14 protein-coding genes and 1 riboswitch are annotated in these 18,766 nt (G+C 45.5%); of the genes, 10 read left to right on the top strand and 4 right to left on the bottom strand.

Annotated elements, in window-relative coordinates; all coding sequences use genetic code 11:
* Window positions 1-29 precede the first annotated feature (29 nt).
* Window positions 30-206, bottom strand: a riboswitch (Lysine riboswitch).
* Window positions 207-429: 223 nt separating this feature from the next.
* Complete coding sequence (locus ELS82_RS08200; RefSeq protein WP_134835066.1) at window positions 430-1,551, top strand: pyridoxal-phosphate-dependent aminotransferase family protein; 1,122 nt, start codon at window positions 430-432, stop codon at window positions 1,549-1,551.
* 45 nt (window positions 1,552-1,596) lie between these two features.
* Here ELS82_RS08200 and ELS82_RS08195 read toward each other — a convergent pair whose 3' ends face one another.
* The 4 genes from ELS82_RS08195 to ELS82_RS08180 all read right to left on the bottom strand — a co-directional run bounded on the left by ELS82_RS08195 (window position 1,597) and on the right by ELS82_RS08180 (window position 8,026).
* Window positions 1,597-3,369: a PglL family O-oligosaccharyltransferase gene (locus tag ELS82_RS08195; RefSeq protein WP_134835065.1), complete on the bottom strand. Its 1,773-nt coding sequence runs from the start codon at window positions 3,367-3,369 to the stop codon at window positions 1,597-1,599.
* 67 nt (window positions 3,370-3,436) lie between these two features.
* Window positions 3,437-6,259 (bottom strand): excinuclease ABC subunit UvrA, encoded by a 2,823-nt coding sequence (gene uvrA / locus ELS82_RS08190; protein ID WP_134835064.1) that lies wholly within the window; start codon window positions 6,257-6,259, stop codon window positions 3,437-3,439.
* A 130-nt stretch (window positions 6,260-6,389) separates the two neighbouring features.
* Complete coding sequence (gene galU / locus ELS82_RS08185) at window positions 6,390-7,265, bottom strand: UTP--glucose-1-phosphate uridylyltransferase GalU (protein ID WP_134835063.1); 876 nt, start codon at window positions 7,263-7,265, stop codon at window positions 6,390-6,392.
* 113 nt (window positions 7,266-7,378) lie between these two features.
* On the bottom strand, window positions 7,379-8,026 hold the full coding sequence (locus tag ELS82_RS08180; RefSeq protein WP_134835062.1) for a LuxR C-terminal-related transcriptional regulator: 648 nt from the start codon (window positions 8,024-8,026) through the stop codon (window positions 7,379-7,381).
* A 282-nt stretch (window positions 8,027-8,308) separates the two neighbouring features.
* Here ELS82_RS08180 and ELS82_RS08175 point away from each other — a divergent pair, with 282 nt between their 5' ends.
* From ELS82_RS08175 to mshE, 9 genes are all read left to right on the top strand, one after another.
* Complete coding sequence (locus ELS82_RS08175) at window positions 8,309-8,842, top strand: single-stranded DNA-binding protein (RefSeq protein WP_134835061.1); 534 nt, start codon at window positions 8,309-8,311, stop codon at window positions 8,840-8,842.
* A gap of 173 nt (window positions 8,843-9,015) precedes the next feature.
* Window positions 9,016-11,025, top strand: a complete 2,010-nt coding sequence (gene csrD / locus ELS82_RS08170) for an RNase E specificity factor CsrD (RefSeq protein ID WP_134835060.1) — start codon at window positions 9,016-9,018, stop codon at window positions 11,023-11,025.
* An 8-nt stretch (window positions 11,026-11,033) separates the two neighbouring features.
* Window positions 11,034-12,473 carry an MSHA biogenesis protein MshI gene (locus tag ELS82_RS08165; RefSeq protein WP_134835059.1) on the top strand — a complete coding sequence of 480 codons (1,440 nt, stop codon included), beginning with the start codon at window positions 11,034-11,036 and terminating at the stop codon, window positions 12,471-12,473.
* The gene (locus ELS82_RS08160; RefSeq protein ID WP_134835058.1) at window positions 12,473-13,123 is read left to right on the top strand and encodes a type II secretion system protein GspM; all 651 of its coding nucleotides are present in this window, start codon (window positions 12,473-12,475) and stop codon (window positions 13,121-13,123) included. Before ELS82_RS08165 ends, ELS82_RS08160 begins: the two co-directional genes overlap by 1 nt.
* Window positions 13,116-13,442 carry an MSHA biogenesis protein MshK gene (locus ELS82_RS08155; RefSeq protein WP_134835057.1) on the top strand — a complete coding sequence of 109 codons (327 nt, stop codon included), beginning with the start codon at window positions 13,116-13,118 and terminating at the stop codon, window positions 13,440-13,442. Before ELS82_RS08160 ends, ELS82_RS08155 begins: the two co-directional genes overlap by 8 nt.
* 15 nt (window positions 13,443-13,457) lie before the next feature.
* Window positions 13,458-15,116: a pilus (MSHA type) biogenesis protein MshL gene (gene mshL, locus ELS82_RS08150; RefSeq protein WP_134835056.1), complete on the top strand. Its 1,659-nt coding sequence runs from the start codon at window positions 13,458-13,460 to the stop codon at window positions 15,114-15,116.
* 5 nt (window positions 15,117-15,121) lie between these two features.
* The gene (locus tag ELS82_RS08145) at window positions 15,122-15,961 is read left to right on the top strand and encodes an ExeA family protein (protein ID WP_134835055.1); all 840 of its coding nucleotides are present in this window, start codon (window positions 15,122-15,124) and stop codon (window positions 15,959-15,961) included.
* A gap of 3 nt (window positions 15,962-15,964) precedes the next feature.
* Window positions 15,965-17,044 carry a tetratricopeptide repeat protein gene (locus ELS82_RS08140; protein ID WP_134835054.1) on the top strand — a complete coding sequence of 360 codons (1,080 nt, stop codon included), beginning with the start codon at window positions 15,965-15,967 and terminating at the stop codon, window positions 17,042-17,044.
* Window positions 17,034-18,758 (top strand): MSHA fimbrial ATPase MshE, encoded by a 1,725-nt coding sequence (mshE, locus tag ELS82_RS08135; protein ID WP_134835053.1) that lies wholly within the window; start codon window positions 17,034-17,036, stop codon window positions 18,756-18,758. Before ELS82_RS08140 ends, mshE begins: the two co-directional genes overlap by 11 nt.
* The last annotated feature ends 8 nt before the right edge of the window (window positions 18,759-18,766 follow it).

The following is an 18,766-nucleotide window of genomic DNA, read 5'->3' as shown; positions in this document are numbered from 1 at the left end:
GCGAAAGAGAGGTGTTTATTTGAATGGTATACCTCAGAAGCTCATCATCAGACGGGGCTGATGACAGTCGTAGGGATTCAACCCTAGCAACCGATAGACGTAAGCCACAACTTTTATCTACCTCGGCACTACTCCCCCTCAATATGCTGTAATGGATTTGCGGTTCCACAACATATCTACCTGGGCAGTGCTCCTCTTCTGCAAAATAATTTGCTATGTGGAATAAATATTCACCACATAGCCAGCATTGAACGTTTTTCTGTGACTTATGTCAACGAGAATTTGTAACTTTATCGCGTTTATAAATTAACAAACTTGTGACACTGGTTTGACCTCAAGACTTTGGGCTAATTGCTGGTGGGGGAAATATGCATTAATGTGGTTAAGCAAAATAAATAGAATGAAAAAATTATTCAAAAGGAGCTGCCAATGACGATTCAAAGTTTTATTCCCCCGCACCGAATTTTAATGGGTCCGGGGCCTTCCGATATCTCTCCTCAAGTGCTGCAAGCTTTGAGTCGTCCTACTGTCGGGCATTTGGACCCATTGTTTGTTGGCATGATGGACGAGCTTAAGTCGCTACTTAAATACGCCTTTCAAACCGAAAATGAATTTACTATTGCCGTATCAGCGCCGGGGAGCGCGGGTATGGAAACCTGTTTTGTTAACCTGATTGAACCGGGTGAAAAAGTTATTGTGTGTCGCAATGGCGTATTTGGCGAGCGAATGCGTGAAAATGTCGTCCGTGCTGGTGGTCTTGCTGAGGTCGTTGATGACGAATGGGGCGCCCCTGTATCGGTGGCCAAAGTTGAACAAGCACTGAAAGATAACCCTGATGCGAAAGTGTTGGCTTTCGTCCATGCTGAAACATCAACAGGCGCTTGCAGTGACGCCGAGGCACTTGGCAAATTGGCCAAGCAATATGGTGTGCTGACTATTGTCGATGCGGTAACATCATTAGGCGGCGTACCACTGAAAGTGGATGAGTGGCAACTCGACGCAGTTTACTCTGGCAGTCAGAAGTGTTTGTCGTGTGTGCCAGGTCTATCACCCGTGACGTTTTCCCCTGCCGCTATTGAGAAAATTCAGTCTCGTACCACACCAGTGCAGAGTTGGTTCCTCGACCAAAGTTTAGTTCTAGGTTATTGGAGCGGTGAAGGTAAGCGTAGCTATCACCATACTGCACCTGTGAATAGCCTGTATGCGCTGCATGAATCGCTATTGATTCTAAAAAATGAAGGGCTTGAGAATGCCTGGCAACGTCATCGTGATATGCACGACAAACTCAAACAAGGTTTGGAAAAGTTAGGCTTTGAGTTTGTGGTTGAAGAGAACTCGCGCTTACCGCAACTGAATGCGATTTACATTCCTCAAGGTGTTGATGATGCGAAAGTACGTAATCATCTGCTTAATACTTACAACCTTGAAATTGGTGCAGGGTTAGGCGCGCTGGCGGGTAAAGCTTGGCGCATTGGCTTAATGGGCTACGGTGCTCGCGCTGAAAACGTTGCGCTATGTTTACGCGCACTGGAAGAGTCTCTTGCTCAATAGCGTGTTGGAACTGAAGTAATAAAGGCGACCAATGGTCGCCTTTATTTATTGTTGCTCTTGCTCGTTTTGAGCCTTTAACACATCGATATTAGGTGGAATATAGGACACCTGTGAAAAGTCTCGTTCAGGGAAGAGAAATTGTGCTTCGCGTCGTATTTGCTCCGCTTTGACGGTTTCGCCCAGTCCCTGATAAGCCAAGATCAAATTGTTGTAAAAAGCCGGACGAGGTTTATCTTTGATGATTTCCAAAGACCAATCGATATAAGGTTGAATAAACTTGGCCTCTTGCTGGTGTAAGCCAATATTGAGGTAAGTGCTGAAGATATCCCAATCAAATCTATCCTGCCAAACAATCGGGTTACTCACCTGTTCCAACAGTTCTGGGGTCTTCGGCTGTGAGCGTTCAAACTGAGTTAAGACGTAATTGGTGTGCAGCGTGGTGAGCATAAAGAAGCTCACGAGGATTGGAATCACTAAGCTGAATACGCGTAACAGTGTTTGCGAGACAAAACTTAATGATAGCTGTCGGTAAGAGGCGGCTCGTTGGTCGACCCAGTAAAGCAAGATAATAAAAGTAATCCAGTGGATAGCCGAGTGATAAAAAGGATATTCAAGTTGGCTATGTAATACGATCGGCACAAACAGAGCAAACAAAGCGAGACGCGTTCCTCGCGTGGTCTGCGCGATGCGGACTAACACCAGAATTGCTGCAAGGAAGATCGCAAGTAAGGGGATCAGGCCGCCTTCCACACCCCAATAGAGTAGCTCATTATGCGGGTGGTCCATCGCCGCAAGGCCTGGTTTATATGCTTCGTTGAGCTGATGTTGGCGCGCCGTGTAGACAATGTATTCCGGCTCGAAACGACCATAGCCATAACCAGTAAATGGCTTTTCTATCAGCATGTCGAGCGCTTGCGGGAAAGTGTATTGTCTTGGACTCTCCAAGTTTGCCCGTTGTGAGGCAAGTGAAGCGTCCGCAGAGATCATATTGGTACTTAAGCCAATAGTGACACCTGCAATCACGGCTAGTGACCAACCAAAGAAACGTTTTTTGGTTGCAAACCTGTAGATGTACGGCAGTAATAGTCCAACAGAGAGTACTCCAGCGAGCCATCCAGTGCGAGAGGCTAAAAATATTAACAGTGGAATGGTGGTCACTGGCATTAGATAAAGCAGAGCTACTTCACTCACTTTACGTTGATACTTTGTCGGCTGGCGGGTAAGTAGATAACCAGACAATGCTAGACCAGTCGCGAGAAAGCTTGCCATCACATTGGGTTGTTGGAAAATGCCATAAGGGCGATTGTTGACGGTATTGTAACCAAAGATATTGCCCGGTTCTAAAAGAAAGAATTGTGCCCAGCTGAATAGTGCTTCAATGAATACCGCGATAGTGATAAACCACAGCAAACGTTGCTTCTGTTTATTACTAAAACGAAATTGTTGTAGTACGACGAAGAGTAGGTATCCACTCCAAAGACCGATGAGCTTACCACTAGACAAAGAAGGGGCGGCATTGTGATAGAGAACAGGCAAAGTCAGCATCACACAACTGATAAACAAGCCGACGGTAAGTTTGTTATACCTTAATTTGCCCTGAGTACCGAACTGGTACAGACCGATGGCGATAGAGAAACTCAGTGCAAGCCAAGTGGTTGGGTTAAAAGCAAGAGCTAGACCGGAACCGCCTGGGTTAGGCATAAAAAAGTGCATTGCAAGTAAGTAAACAATGCCTATAGAAACTAAGAATGGTTTAATCAAAGGCGGCTTTGCTGCTTTGAATTCTAGTTCCGTTCCTGCTACATGAGTAGTCGCCATAAATTACAACACCTTAAAAAAACAGACCAGTGGATTGGCACTGGTCTGTTTATCTTACAATTATTTGCTATTTTAACATAGGATTGAGGAACCTAGCGGTATGCGAGCCTTTGACTTGAGCCACATCTTCTGGTGTGCCGGTTGCAATGATTTCCCCTCCACCTTGACCACCTTCAGGGCCTAGATCGACGATCCAATCGGCGGTTTTGATCACATCTAGGTTGTGTTCGATCACGACAACGGTATTGCCGTGGTCACGCAGGCGATGCAATACGGTCAGTAACTGTTGGATATCGTGGAAGTGTAGACCTGTAGTCGGCTCGTCGAGAATATATAAGGTTTTGCCAGTATCACGTTTAGACAATTCACGCGCCAGTTTTACACGCTGAGCTTCGCCACCAGATAAGGTGGTGGCCGCTTGGCCTAAGCGAATGTACGACAGGCCAACATCCATCAGAGTTTGCAGCTTACGCGCAATGACAGGTACGGGATCAAAGAACTCGCGAGCATCTTCAACAGTCATCTCTAACACTTCATCAATAGTTCTTCCCTTGTAACGCACCTCTAGTGTCTCGCGGTTGTAACGCTTGCCTTTACACACATCACAAGGGACGTAAACATCTGGCAGGAAGTGCATTTCAACTTTAATTACACCATCACCCTGACATGCTTCACAGCGGCCACCGCGCACGTTAAAGCTAAAGCGGCCCGGTTTATAGCCACGAGAACGTGACTCTTGAGTGCCGGCAAACAGCTCACGAATTGGCGTGAAAATACCAGTATACGTCGCTGGGTTAGAACGTGGTGTGCGACCAATTGGGCTTTGGTCGATATCGATGACTTTATCGAAATGCTCAAGGCCTTTGATCTTTTTGTACGGCGCTGGCGTCGCAGTGGTAGCCCCATTTAACTGGGTGTGAGCGATCTTAAAGAAAGTATCGTTAATCAGCGTCGACTTACCTGAACCTGAAACGCCAGTAATGCAGCTAAATAGGCCCACAGGGATCTCTAGTGTGACATCTTTTAAGTTATTGCCTGTTGCCCCGATAAGCTCGACAACCTTTTTCTTGTCTTTAGGTGTTCGGGTCTCTGGTATAGCAATCTCTTTTTTGCCGCTAAGGTACTGACCGGTTAGTGAGTTAGGGTTGGCAATAATTTCATCCATGGTCCCTTCTGCGACCACATTACCACCATGAACACCAGCACCCGGGCCGATATCAATCACATGGTCTGCAATACGGATGGCATCTTCATCGTGCTCAACCACAAGCACGGTGTTACCTAGGTCGCGCAAATGAGTCAGGGTTTTCAGTAAGCGCTCATTATCACGTTGATGTAGACCAATTGAAGGTTCATCAAGAACGTACATTACGCCGACCAGTCCGGCACCAATTTGGCTCGCCAGTCGAATGCGTTGCGCTTCACCACCAGAGAGAGTTTCTGCACTGCGGGATAAGTTGAGGTAGTTAAGGCCGACATTAACCAGAAATTGCAGTCGGTCATTGATCTCTTTCATCACTTTTTCAGCAATCTGAGCACGCTGACCTTCTAGTTTCAGTGTGGCAAAAAAGCCCAGAGCATCGGCAATGCTCAGCTCAACGATTTGCGGAAGAGTGGTATCGCCAATAAAGACGTTACGTGCCTCTAAACGTAGACGGCTACCGTCACAGCTTGAACAGGTCTTGGTTGAGATGTATTTAGCTAAATCTTCGCGAACAGCGTTAGACTCTGTATCGCGGTAGCGACGCTCTAGTGTATTGAGGATCCCTTCAAATGGGTGTCGCTTTACACGAATATCACCGCGGTCATTGATGTACTTAAACTCAACTTCTGTTCGACCTGAACCAGTAAGAATAATATCGCGAGTTTTTTTCGGCAGCGACTTAAAAGGAACCTTGAGGTCGAAGTCAAAGTGCTCTGCTAGTGAGGAGAGCATCTGGAAGTAGTAATAGTTCTTTTGATCCCATCCGCGAATTGCCCCGTCGGCCAAGCTTAGTGAATCGTCGACGATCACTCGCTCAGGATCAAAGTATTGTTGTACCCCTAAACCATCACAAGTACCGCAGGCTCCTGCTGGGTTATTGAATGAGAACAAACGTGGTTCTAACTCTTGCATGCTATAGCCACATAGTGGACAGGCAAAGTTGGCGGAGAATATGATTTCCTCACCTTCACCGTCCATTGGTGCGACTACTGCAATACCACCTGATAGCTCAAGTGTGGTTTCAAAAGATTCCGCTAAACGCTGCTGAAGATCGCCACGTACTTTGAAACGATCGACAACCACTTCAATGGTGTGCTTTTTATGCAGTTCTAGCGTTGGGGGATCAGAAAGGTCACAGGTTTCACCATCGATACGCGCGCGAATAAACCCCTGTGCTGCTAGGTTCTCGAGTGTTTTAACGTGCTCACCTTTACGCTCTTTGACGATTGGCGCAAGGAGCATCATCTTTGAGCCTTCTGGTAGCTCTAAAACCTTATCGACCATTTGAGAAATGGTCTGCGCGGCAAGTGGGGTGTGATGCTCAGGACAACGAGGTTCACCGACACGAGCGTATAGCAAACGTAGGTAGTCATAGACTTCGGTAATGGTACCGACGGTAGAACGAGGGTTATGCGATGTTGATTTTTGCTCAATAGAGATGGCAGGAGATAAGCCTTCAATATGGTCAACATCAGGCTTTTCCATTAGCGATAAAAACTGACGCGCGTAAGCAGAAAGCGATTCTACATAGCGGCGTTGGCCTTCTGCATAGAGAGTGTCGAAGGCTAGAGAAGATTTACCTGAACCAGACAAACCTGTAATAACGATAAGCTTATCGCGAGGGATAGTTAAATTGATATTCTTCAGGTTATGGGTGCGGGCACCGCGGACTTCTATCTGATCCATTCTCGTCACTCTATGAAAAATCAAGTGGGCTAAGTATTACATAGAGTGACAAATGTGCAAAGAAATACTGGATAAAAAAACAGTAAGGGCGACTGTGTTAGTCGCCCTTAGATAGTAACTTATTGATTAATTAAGCTTGTTCTTTAGTGGTTTGCTGCTTGTCTAGTTCAGACTTTTTGGTGTCTTTTAGGTATAGGTTTTCAAAGCAGTAATTCGTTGCTTCAATGTAGCCTTCTACGCTACCACAGTCGAAACGCTGACCTTTAAATTTGTATGCCAGAACGCAGCCTGCTTGAGCTTGTTTTAGTAGTGCATCAGTGATCTGGATTTCACCGCCTTTACCTGGTTCAGTATTTTCGATCAGCTCAAAAATATCTGGAGTAAGGATATAACGACCAATAATCGCTAAATTGCTTGGTGCAGTACCTGGCTCTGGTTTTTCCACCATATCATCAACGCGGTAGATATCGTCTTTGATCATTTCGCCCGAAATGACACCGTACTTATGCGTTTCGTCTGCTGGTACTTCCTGCACAGCAACAATAGAGCAACGGAACTGTTTAAACAGCGCGACCATTTGCGCCAATACGCCCTCTTGCTCATTGACACATAGGTCATCAGCAAGCACAACAGCAAATGGTTCATCACCGATCAACTCTTTACCGGTTAAGATTGCATGGCCTAAACCTTTCATTTCACGCTGACGAATATAAGTGAAGTTGGCAGTATCAATGATGTCACGGATATCAACTAACAGTTCTTCTTTATTGGTGCCGCTGATCTGATGCTCAAGCTCATAGTTTTTATCAAAGTGATCCATGATCGAATGTTTGCCACGGCCAGTAACAATACACATCCCATCCATACCAGCTTGAATTGCTTCTTCAACGCCGTACTCGATTAGCGGCTTGTTGACTACTGGCATCATCTCTTTTGGCATCGACTTTGTTGCAGGTAAGAAACGTGTGCCATAGCCAGCTGCAGGGAAAAGGCATTTTTTGATCATGATAAAACCTTAACTTTCTATTTATATTTGAACTGGCGCAACCATACCATGATTTGCATAAATAGATAATGAATACGCCAAGTTTGAAGTTAAAAATGTGTCATGTTAATCAGTTAAGGGCGCATATGCTGCTTTGCCCATGCTGCAGCTTGAACGCGATTCTTGACCGATAGCTTTTTAAATATCTTCTGCAGGTGAGACTTCACGGTGAATTCACTGATAAACATATCTTCGGCGATTTGGATATTCGAAGAGCCTGTCATTAGACAGCGCAGGATTTGAATTTCGCGAGTGGTGAGATCCACTGTCGCTGGGGAGGTATGCGTATCGACGACATTGCGATAATGAAACAGCAGTTGTGATGCTACCTTTCTTGGCAACCAGTTCTCACCATTAATGATCTCTTCACAACCTTTCGCAATCACCTCAATGTTATCTTTGTGATAGAACAGCCCCTTGAGATGGCCAAAAGAGAGCAGCTCATCGGTAGTTAAGCGATGGCTGACATTAAACACAATGGTTTCAAACGATTTATTAGCCAGCGGTAAGTCGCGCAATTGGCTTTTAATTTTTGCATAGTCGTAGTGGTCTATCATTAATATACGGTGTTTGTGCTGTTGCAGTGCCAACAATAAATCGTCGGCGACCATTCTTGGGATGGCGATACCAGTTTGTTGTTCAACCTGTTCGATAACCGGGTGAGCGGCGTTGGGGTCTTCGCACAAAAAGTAAATAGTTCTGCTGTAAATGTTCTTAGCCATAATTTCCTCGCATACTGACGTTTTATATTTTTTGATAGGGTGGAGCATGCGGCGCTAGAGTGCGAATTTAGGTGTGCTCTTTGCGTTTAGTTTCATAGTTGGAAGTAATTTATCGATTACTCAGGCTAGGTAAAATTTGAACACTCTCTAAAAATCAGCGCTGTATAATGTTGTTGTCGAAGGCAAATGGACATTGTTGGTAGGAAGATTTGTACCAAGCGGAAAGCGTGTTATCCTATTGCGCTATTTCTACATCAATACCTTTTTTGGACGGAGTGAAACATGGCTAGCCGTGGAGTTAACAAAGTTATATTAGTCGGAAATCTGGGTTCTGACCCAGAAATACGTTACATGCCGAGCGGCGGTGCTGTGGCAAACATCACTATCGCAACGTCTGAGTCATGGCGTGATAAAGCAACTGGCGAGCAGCGCGAAAAAACAGAATGGCACCGTGTGGCTCTGTTTGGCAAGTTAGCTGAAGTTGCAGGCGAGTACCTACGCAAAGGTTCGCAAGTATACGTTGAAGGTCAACTGCAAACTCGTAAATGGCAAGATCAAAGTGGTCAAGACCGTTATACGACAGAAGTTGTAGTACAAGGCTTTAACGGTGTAATGCAAATGCTAGGTGGCCGTGCTCAAGGTGGCGCTCCAGCACAAGGCATGGGTCAATCTCAGCCACAGCAAGGTGGTTGGGGACAACCTCAACAGCCAATGCAGCACCAACCGGCTCAACAGCAGCCACAATCTCAGCCAAAGCAAGCTCAGCCTCAGTATAACGAGCCGCCAATGGATTTTGATGACGACATCCCATTCTAAGTGTCTGTTATTGAAAAAAAGCCGCGCATGTCGCGGCTTTTTTATATATTAGGTAAGATAAACCTCAATAACTAAAACTCACTATAGGTTTTACTATTTAGGTAGTATATTTGTTCTATATGGGTTGCCATCCTGACAACAATCATCTGTGGTAGAAAAAGGATTTTTCATTAATGAGGTATACCCCTACCTTAAAGTTAAGTACGCGTTTGGTTGCGTTTGTAACGGTCATCGTTATCAGTGCCATGTTTATCCTATTCTTGGGAGGTACTTTATCCTTTAAACGTTTGGGGCAAGAGTATCTCGACCACTCTTTGCAAGGGATTGTCGAAGTCGTTGATAAAGAGATGGAAGACCCTGATGCCGCATACTCTTTGCAGCGCTGGATGCCCAAAATGCTCCAGGCCTCCAATATCGTCGAGATGGAACTGCTGTCGTCTTATGGCGTGATTTATCGCTTTAAAGATACCTCCTCCAAAATCGATGCCTCTCTGTTATACCAAGCCGAATACATACTTGAACGCAATGATGGTTACAGTATTCGCTTTAAAGCTGTTCCTCCCTACATCGGTTATGGATATTCGATGCAAGCTCTGTGGTCAATCACGCTTGCCGTCGCGTTAATTGTCTTTTGCTTAATGCGAGGTTTGAAGTGGCTGAAAGAGCAGCTAATTGGCTCCGAGCTTCTTGAAGAACGAGGACGAATGATATTGGCTGGTCGAGTCGAGGAATACGCTGAAGGAGATCTTAAAGAGTGGCCTTATACTGCAAGCGAAGCGCTCGATCGGTTAATTGAAGAGCTGCAAGACGCCCGCCAAGAACGCAGCCGATTTGATACCTTTATTCGCACCCAAACCTTCTTAGACCAACTGACAGGGACGGCTAATCGCATCCTGTTTGATAGTAAGTTGGAGTCAGCGCTTTCAGAACATGGTTCGCAAGGTGGTGTGCTGCTGCTGCGAATTAATGACTGGGAGGATGTTGAAGAAGAGCAAGGTAAGCAGGTTGCCAATGACTTCTTGGTCGAAGTTGGAGAAGGGCTTAATAACGTAATTCAGCGTTATCCAGATATCATTTTATCTCGTTATTTCAGCTCAGATTTTGCGATTTTTGCCCCGAACCTGTCGAGTAAAGAAGTCTCGAATATCGCGACTCAGTGTTTAAAGCAGTTAGCAAAAATTCAACCGCCTCAACCTTTAGCGCTTGATGACTGGGTGCATGTTGGTGTGAGTATGTATCATGAAGGCGAAAGTCCAACTAGAATTATTGATGAAGCTGAAACTGCGCTGAAAAGTGCCCAGTTACAGCGAAACAATACTTGGAGTCGATTTAAAAAACACACATCGCAGACCGAAGAGCGAGGCAGTGTTCGCTGGAGAACCCTATTTGATCAAGTGTTGAAACCGGATCAGCTTTATCTATTCTCTCAGTCTTGTTACATGCTCGATACGCAGAAAGAAAAGTCTGTGGATCACTTAGAGTTATTTGTGCGTTTAAACGATCCAGAAAATGGCGTGATAAAAGCGTCGCGATTTAATTCAGCAGTTGAATCGGTTGGTTATGAAGGGGTGCTTGATAAAGCGGTCATTGTAGCAATTACACAATATTTAAAAGATTCAAGGGATTCAAACCGTTACGCAATTAACCTGCATGTGGTACCTTTTGCGGATCGAAACTACTTTAAGTGGTTTAGGGATGAGCTACTGCAGATTTCGTCGGAACTGCGGGTAAGATTGATCTTTGAATTTGCTGAAGCAAAAGTCGTACAACACTTAGACTATATGCGCCCAGTGATAAAAATGATTGCCGGACTTGGCTGTCAGGTTGCCATTGGTCAAGCAGGGCGCTCGATTGTCAGTACGCACTATTTAAAAGAGCTTCCTGTGAGTCAGCTAAAGCTGCACAGAAGCTTAGTGAAGAAGATCGACCAGCGCCATGAAAACCAGCTTTTTGTTCGAAGCTTGTTAGGCGCGTGTGCCGGATTAAATACTCAAGTGATCGCTGTCGGAGTCGACAACAAACAAGAACATCAAAGTGTAGTTGAGTTAGGTGTACACGGAATACAAGGACGTTATTTAGAAGCAGAACAGCAGCTATTGCCAAAACAAACAGTGAAACAGAGTGTCGTCGCTACGCCGAATAAAGTTCAGATTGGCCGACGCAATCGTTGGCGGAAAACGTAAATAACCAAATGAATATTCAATCCCTGATCGGTAAATTTAAAAACAGTAAGCAAACTGCAGCTCGCATTGGGGTTGTGGTACAGCCGAGTGCACTCTTTTTTTCGTCGGAAGTCGGAAGCGACTTACCGCAGCAGGTTCCATTTGACAACATTCCTTGGCAAGAGGCGTTAGTTAAAGTCCTCCGCGACAAAAATATCTCTGATGTAACACTGGATGTCGTTCTTCACTCTAATTTGTATCAGACTTATCAAATTGAGAAACCGAACGTTCCTGATGAAGAAATCTCTAGTGCATTACCGTTTCTGCTCAAGGAGATTATTAGCGAGCGCATTACCGAGATTGTGGCTGATTCGGCTCCTTTACCATTAAGCACTAAGCGCCAAGTATATGTTGTTTCTCGCGCGCTCATTGTCGGTCTCTATGAATCGTTGATGAAGCTAGATATAGAGCTTCATCAAGTCTTAGTTGAAGATGAAATCTGGGGATATACGGCTAACGACAAATCTAATTTTTTACTGCTCCAACGCAGTAAAAAAGGCCAGTTTCGTGTCAGTGCGTTCGTTGAAAAACAGTGTGCATTCCAGCGTACTATTCGTGGCGTAACCCCGCCGTTAACTGGTGTTGCAAGCAGTGTTTTACAGCTTGATGGTATCGCGCTGGAATTGCAGCGCTCTATTGATTATCTCTCATCTCAATTGAGAGGAGCTTCGCTGCACCAGATGCAAGTTTGCTGTGATGAAGAAGAGCAGCAAGAGATTGTACTGGCGCTAAGCGATAGGCTGAATGTTAAAGTTGCTGCTTTGTCTGATTCTGAGCAAGAGTCTGGGCGTGTTTTAGCTGCTATGCTTAGTGATCTTCACCATAGCGAGGTGAATTTATTTCCCGCAGACCTCAAGCCGAAAAAAGATCACCTTACTCTGAAAAATGTTGCGACTGGATGGGGCGCTGTTGCAGCATTATTGTTGTTAAGTGCAAGCTACTTCCAGTTTCAAAAGAGCCAATTAGAGCAAGAGCTACAGCTATTTAGGGCTCAGGAGTCAGAGTTTAAACAGCAAGTAACAAGTCTGGCAGAGCGCTTAGATAAACATAAACCGACAGCGGCGAAAGTTGCTGCCGTAGCGCGACTAAAACTTGAAATTGAAGCAAAGCGTACTTCTTTAGATGCAGTCGGAGAGTTTGATGACTCTCAACAGCAGGGCTATTCCGGGGTGATGCGTTCCCTGTCTGAGCTTGGCCGTGATGATATCTCTTTAAGCTCGATATTTATTGATGCGACGACTCTTGACCTCAAGGGGTTAGCACGAGAAGCGAAATCGATTCCAAATTGGGTCAACCAATTTAAAAGTGAAATTAACCTGGTAGGGCGTAGCTTTGAGAAATTAAAGATAGGTCGAAATGAGCACGATATTATTACCTTCGAGCTTAAAACTAAGCAGGAGAAAAAGTGATGCAGCAGTACTGGCAGCAGTGGAGTGAAAAGTTTACTCAGATGAGTCTGCGCGAGAAATGGCTAGTAACGTTATGTGGCTTTGTCCTTATTACTCTATGTCTGTTCACTTTTGTCGTGGAGCCTGCGCTAAAAAGCACTCAGGCATTAAACAAGCAGATCTCGAATACCAAGCTAAGCACTCAGAGGCTGGAAGCAGACATTCTGGTGATGACAGCTAAACTAAAGAAAGATCCTGATCAAGAGCTGAACCTTGAGTACAAGCAACTGATGACGGAAAGTCAGTTACTCTCCCAGCAGCTCGCAGAAATTGTTGAAAGCTTAATAGCACCAAGTGAGATGGCTCAGCTATTAGAAGATGTGTTAGCGGGAACCAAAGGGTTACGCCTTGTCTCTTTAGAGTCGATGAATGCCGAGTCAATTGTTAGCGATAAAGAAAATAAGTCATTTTCTAGTTACTACTTACATCCAGTTAGGCTAGAGCTAACCGGGAGCTATTTTGCGATCGTTGAGTATTTAGAGACGTTGGAAAGTCTACCGGTAAAATACTATTGGCGAGCTTTTCAGTACTCTGTAGAAGAGTATCCTACTGCTCGATTAGTATTAGAAGTTTATACCCTAGGCACAAGGCAGGAGTTTATCGGTGGCTAAAACATGGCTATTTACTTTATTGGTTTTCACTTCGTTAAGCGCCTGGGCATCAAAGGATCCCACCGCGCCGTTGGGGTGGCAGCAACCCAACCAAGCAACAGCGATACCTAAAGTAGTAACAAAACCTTTGCCTCGTTTACAAAGCATTGTCTGTTCTGAAGTGGTTAAGTGCCGCGCGATCTTAAGTGGCAAAGTAGTATTAGCTGGCGAGAGCGTCAGTGGTTATCGAGTTAATCGGATTGAACCAGAAGTGGTCACCTTATCCCGTAGTGGTAAGCAGTGGAAGTTAGAATTGTTCACTCTGGACGTAAAACAGTAAGGTCAGTAGAAATATATGCGTAAACTCGCTATAGCAATAACCATTACATCACTATTAGCTGGTTGCTCAATGGGGCACAGAGACCCCGTTGAAGCGAAAAGTGCATTGAATCAAGCGATCAATGAAAATAATAGTCGTAGTCTTGAAACGCTGCCGCCTTCGGTAGAAGCTGACCTGATGCCAGAATTAAATGGTGATGAGCTAGGCACGACACAAACAATCAAGCGCTTCAGAATTAAGGCAAATCAAGTCGAAGCTAAGGCGTTTTTTGCCAGCTTAGTCAAAGGCACCCAGTTCAGCGCTGCGATCCACCCTCAAGTTAGTGGTGCGATTACCGTAAACCTAACGGATGTTTCACTCGATGAAGTGCTATCTGTGGTCCAAGATATGTATGGCTATGACATCGTCAAAACGGGCAATGTTATTCAAGTGTACCCTGCTGGCCTGCGTACAGTTACTATTCCTGTTGATTACCTCCAATTTAAGCGTGTCGGACGCTCTTTAACTTCTATCTCAACAGGTACGATTACCAATACAGATACTGGTTCATCGGATTCGTCTTCTTCGAACTCTTCGAGTTCATCGTCAAGCTCTTCCTCAAGCTCAACCAGCACAGCGAAGGGCGGTACTGAAATTGAAACCACTAATGAAAGTGACTTTTGGCCTCAGCTAGAAGTCGCAGTATCACAGCTTATCGGCTCTGGAAATGGGCAAAGCGTTGTCGTAACACCTCAAGCGAGCGTCATTACTGTTAGAGCATACCCTGATGAAATTCGAGAAGTACGTAGCTTCTTAGGTATTTCCCAGCAGCGCATGCATCGTCAAGTGATTCTTGAGGCAAAAATTCTAGAAGTCACGCTGAGTGATGGCTATCAGCAAGGTATTAACTGGTCGAAGGCCTTCAGTTCAAATGGTACCAACTACACTATCGGTCAGGGTTCGATCGTTAAAGATACTAATGGCAGTATTGTTCCACTTCCTTTACCTGGTTTAGATGCGATCGAAACTTTACTCGGTGGTCAGTCTAACCTAGTTATTTCAAGTGGTAGCTTTGAAGCGGTATTGAGCTTTATGGCTACACAAGGTGACTTGAACGTTCTGTCTAGCCCGCGAGTGACGGCATCGAATAACCAGAAAGCGGTGATTAAAGTGGGTACCGATGAGTACTACGTGACCGATCTTTCTAGTGTCGTTGGAAGTGGAGATAATTCAGAGCCTTCACCGGAAGTAGAACTGACGCCGTTCTTCTCAGGTATCTCTCTTGATGTGACACCACAGATCGATGACCAAGGGAATGTGCTATTACATGTTCACCCAGCCGTAATTGATGTTGATGAGCAAGTGAAAGAGATTGGCTACGGTAACACCAAGATTACCTTGCCATTAGCGCGTAGCTCGATTCGTGAATCAGACTCTGTGATTCGCGCGCAAGATGGCGATGTAGTAGTGATTGGTGGCTTGATGAAGTCTAATACCATTGACCAAGTTTCAAAGGTTCCTTTCTTAGGTGATATACCTGCTCTAGGCCATCTGTTCCGCAATACGACACAATTGACGCAGAAAACAGAGTTAGTGATCTTGCTTAAGCCTTCCGTTGTTGGTGTGAATACGTGGCAAAAAGAGTTAGAGCGTTCACGTGATTTGTTACAAGAGTGGTTTCCTGACGAGCAGTAATTGAAATGTACCTCGAACACTTTGGCTTTGAATCGCTGCCTTTCCACCTGACTCCAGATACGGATCTGTTTCTAGGATTGGCACCTCACTACGAAGCGATTCAGACCGTCAATGCCGCTCTTGAGATGGGTGAGGGTTTGATCAAAGTGACGGGAGAGGTCGGAACGGGTAAAACCATGGTTTGTCGTGTTATGGCTAAGTATTTTAAGCCTCACGTACAGTTGGTATTTTTACCCAACCCAGCTCTTGATGGCGATCGCCTTAGAGTGGCGGTAGCAAAAGAGCTCGGAATTGAGTCGATAGATGTAACATCGATTGTTGATGATATTCAACGACGGTTAATCGAGTTGGCACGAGATGGCTTGCAAGTGGTTGTGCTTGTTGATGAGGCTCAGGCGCTAAGTGACGACGCGTTAGAAGTGCTTAGGCTGTTTGGCAATTTAGAAACCGAGCAAGCCAAACTATTGCAAATCGTCTTATTTGGGCAACCTGAGCTTGATGAGCGTTTGTCACAGCACCACCTGCGACAGTTGCGTCAGAGAATTACTTTTAGTGCTCAGTTAAGAGGACTAACCTTGGATGAAGCGGTGGCTTATATCGACAACCGATTAGCTAAATCTGGTGGTGAGATGTCATTGTTGTCACTGAGCCAAAAGAAAGCGATATGGCGAGCGAGTAAGGGCTATCCGAGATTGATCAATCAAATTTGTCATAAAGCCCTAGTGTTAGCCTTTAGCAAAAAATCGAAAAGTGTCACCAATGCTTGCTTATTTGATGCTGTCCATGACACTTACGATAGTTGTAAACCTAAATTTAAAAGCCCGCGACTGTGGGGCTGGAGTTAAACCATGAGTGCGATGAATAATGCACTGTCAGAATTGGCCAACAAGAAATCTGCTTGCTCACAAGGCATAGTAAAGGCTGAAGTGAAGCCTGTTAAGCAGAGAGCGATTCTACCTTGGGTTGTAGGAAGCTTTGGTTTAAGTCTAGCTGTTGGAGGTTGGGCGGTTTCTCAGCAAGAGGTTGTTGTTGCCCACCCGCAAGCGCTTTCCATTCCTGAACCAGTATCAAGTCATAGTGCGATTGCCTCTCCGACTAGCAAAATAAATACTGAGCAACAGCCAATTTACCAGTCAACGCCAAGCGGTGAGGAGTTACCGAGCGCTACACCTAAGCCTGCTGCTCGAAAAGCTGAAATTGCCGCTGAATCTCCTCCATCCGTTGCTAAGCCTAAATTAGCGCCGATATTGGTTGCTCAAGTTAATAGTGCCGATAAAGCAAAACCAGCGCCATCAGCGAAGAGCGGTGAAGTGGTGATTGAGCAGGTTGAACTCACGCCACAGCAACTCTCTAAAAAGGCACAAGAGCGAGCTAAGAAAGCTTTAGACAGCAATAATTTGGCTGAGGCTTTAAAAAATTATCACGAAGCGCTTCGCTACACACCTAGCAATGATGAGGTGCGTAGACGTTTGTCTGCACTCTATTACGGTAAAGGCGAAGTGCGCAAAGCCGCTGAAATACTGCAAAAAGGCATTGCACTCGAACCGGATAATGGCCAACTGCGGCTCTCACTAGCCAAAATGCTGATGAAAGAGAAGCAGGGTGAAGCGGCATTGACGGTGTTAAGCACTTTGCCAAAATCTGCGTCGGTCGAGTACTTGTCGCTGCGCGCCGTATTGGCACAAAAAGCCAAGCAGGATGATTTAGCACTACAAAGTTATCAAAAGCTGGTCGAGAAAGAGCCTGAAAGCGGACGCTGGTGGTTAGGTTTAGGTATCCAACAAGAGCGCGCATTTGATCTGGATTCTGCCAAAACCTCTTATCAACAAGCGATAACCAAGCTTGGTTTATCGAGTCAAACTCAGCAATTTATTCGTGATCGATTAACCTTGATTAGCCGTTTAGAGGAACAACCGAGTGAAAATTAAACTAAGAAAGCGACTTGGTGACCTATTAGTCGAAGAAGGCATCATCACTGAGCACCAGGTTGAGCAAGCGCTAAATGCGCAGAAAACCACCGGACGAAAGCTTGGTGCAGCGCTGATTGAGTTAGGCTTTCTCTCTGAACATCAAATGCTGACGTTTTTGTCGCAGCAGCTAGATATTCCTCTGATTGATTTAAGCCGCGCTGATGTCGATGTCGAAGCGGTTCAGCTTCTACCTGAAGTACACGCACGTCGCTTACGCGCACTGGTGATTGGTCGCCAGATGGATACCTTACGTGTGGCGATGAGTGATCCTGCGGATCTCTTTGCTCAAGAAGCACTCTTGGGTCAGCTAGGTCAATATGGTATTGAGTTTGTTATTGCACCAGAGAAGCAACTGGTGGAAGGCTTCGATCGTTACTACCGACGTACCAAAGAAATCGCGTCGTTTGCGGAGCAGTTACAAGCAGAGCACCAAGTCACAGAAGCTTTCGATTTTAATATCGAAGGTGATGACAGTGAAGAAGTTACAGTTGTAAAACTGATTAACTCCTTGTTTGAAGATGCGATTCAAGTTGGCGCTTCAGATATTCATATTGAGCCAGATGCCAATGTTTTGCGCTTACGTCAACGTATTGATGGGGTGCTGCACGAAACCTTGCTTAATGAGGTGAACATCGCCTCGGCATTAGTGTTACGTCTCAAGTTAATGGCCAACCTAGATATTTCAGAGAAGCGCTTGCCGCAAGATGGCCGTTTCAACATCCGAGCTAAAGGGCAATCGGTCGATATTCGTATGTCGACGTTACCCGTACAGCATGGTGAGTCTGTGGTTATGCGCTTGCTCAATCAGTCTTCGGGTGTACGAAAACTGGAACAGTCAGGCATCCCTAGCCATCTACTTGAACGCTTACGTCTCCAGCTCCGCCGTCCTCATGGCATGATTCTGGTGACGGGCCCAACAGGCTCAGGTAAAACCACCACGCTATACGGAGCGCTAAGTGAGCTTAATCAGCCGGGGAAAAAAATCATTACCGCTGAGGACCCAGTGGAATATCGTTTACCTCGTGTCTGTCAGGTGCAAGTGAATCCAAAAATCGACCTTGATTTCTCAACAGTACTAAGAACTTTTCTTCGTCAGGATCCAGATATCATCTTAGTCGGGGAGATGCGTGATCAAGAAACGGTTGAAATCGGTTTGAGAGCCGCATTAACCGGTCACTTAGTGTTAAGTACTCTGCATACCAATGATGCGGTTGATAGTGCCCTGCGAATGATGGACATGGGGGCACCCGGTTATCTAGTTGCCAGTGCGGTACGAGCAGTTGTAGCACAGCGATTAGTGCGTAAAGTATGCCCTGATTGTAAGACCGAAGAAGAACTTGATGATGCTCGTAAGCAGTGGCTTGCCCAACGTTTCCCGAATCAAGTTGGCCGCCAATTTGTTAAAGGGCGAGGCTGTCAAAACTGTAACTTGACGGGTTATCGTGGACGAATTGGTGTGTTTGAGCTGCTAGAGCTAGAGCAAGATATGATGGACATGCTAAGAGCCAATGATGCGGTTGGATTTTCTCGCGTTGCCCGTCAGTCTGAAAACTACAAACCCCTGCTTGCTTCGGCAATGGAACTCGCTCTTGAAGGTGTTGTGAGTTTCAGCGAAGTGATGAGCTTAGGTGAGGGCGACTCATCTGGCTTTGAGCAAGCAATCTATATATAGGCCTAGGT

The organism is Vibrio ouci, assembly GCF_004551525.1.
Classification (GTDB): domain Bacteria; phylum Pseudomonadota; class Gammaproteobacteria; order Enterobacterales; family Vibrionaceae; genus Vibrio; species Vibrio ouci.
The sequence above is the reverse complement of the archived record's forward strand: the minus strand, read 5'-3'. Positions and strand labels throughout refer to the sequence as shown.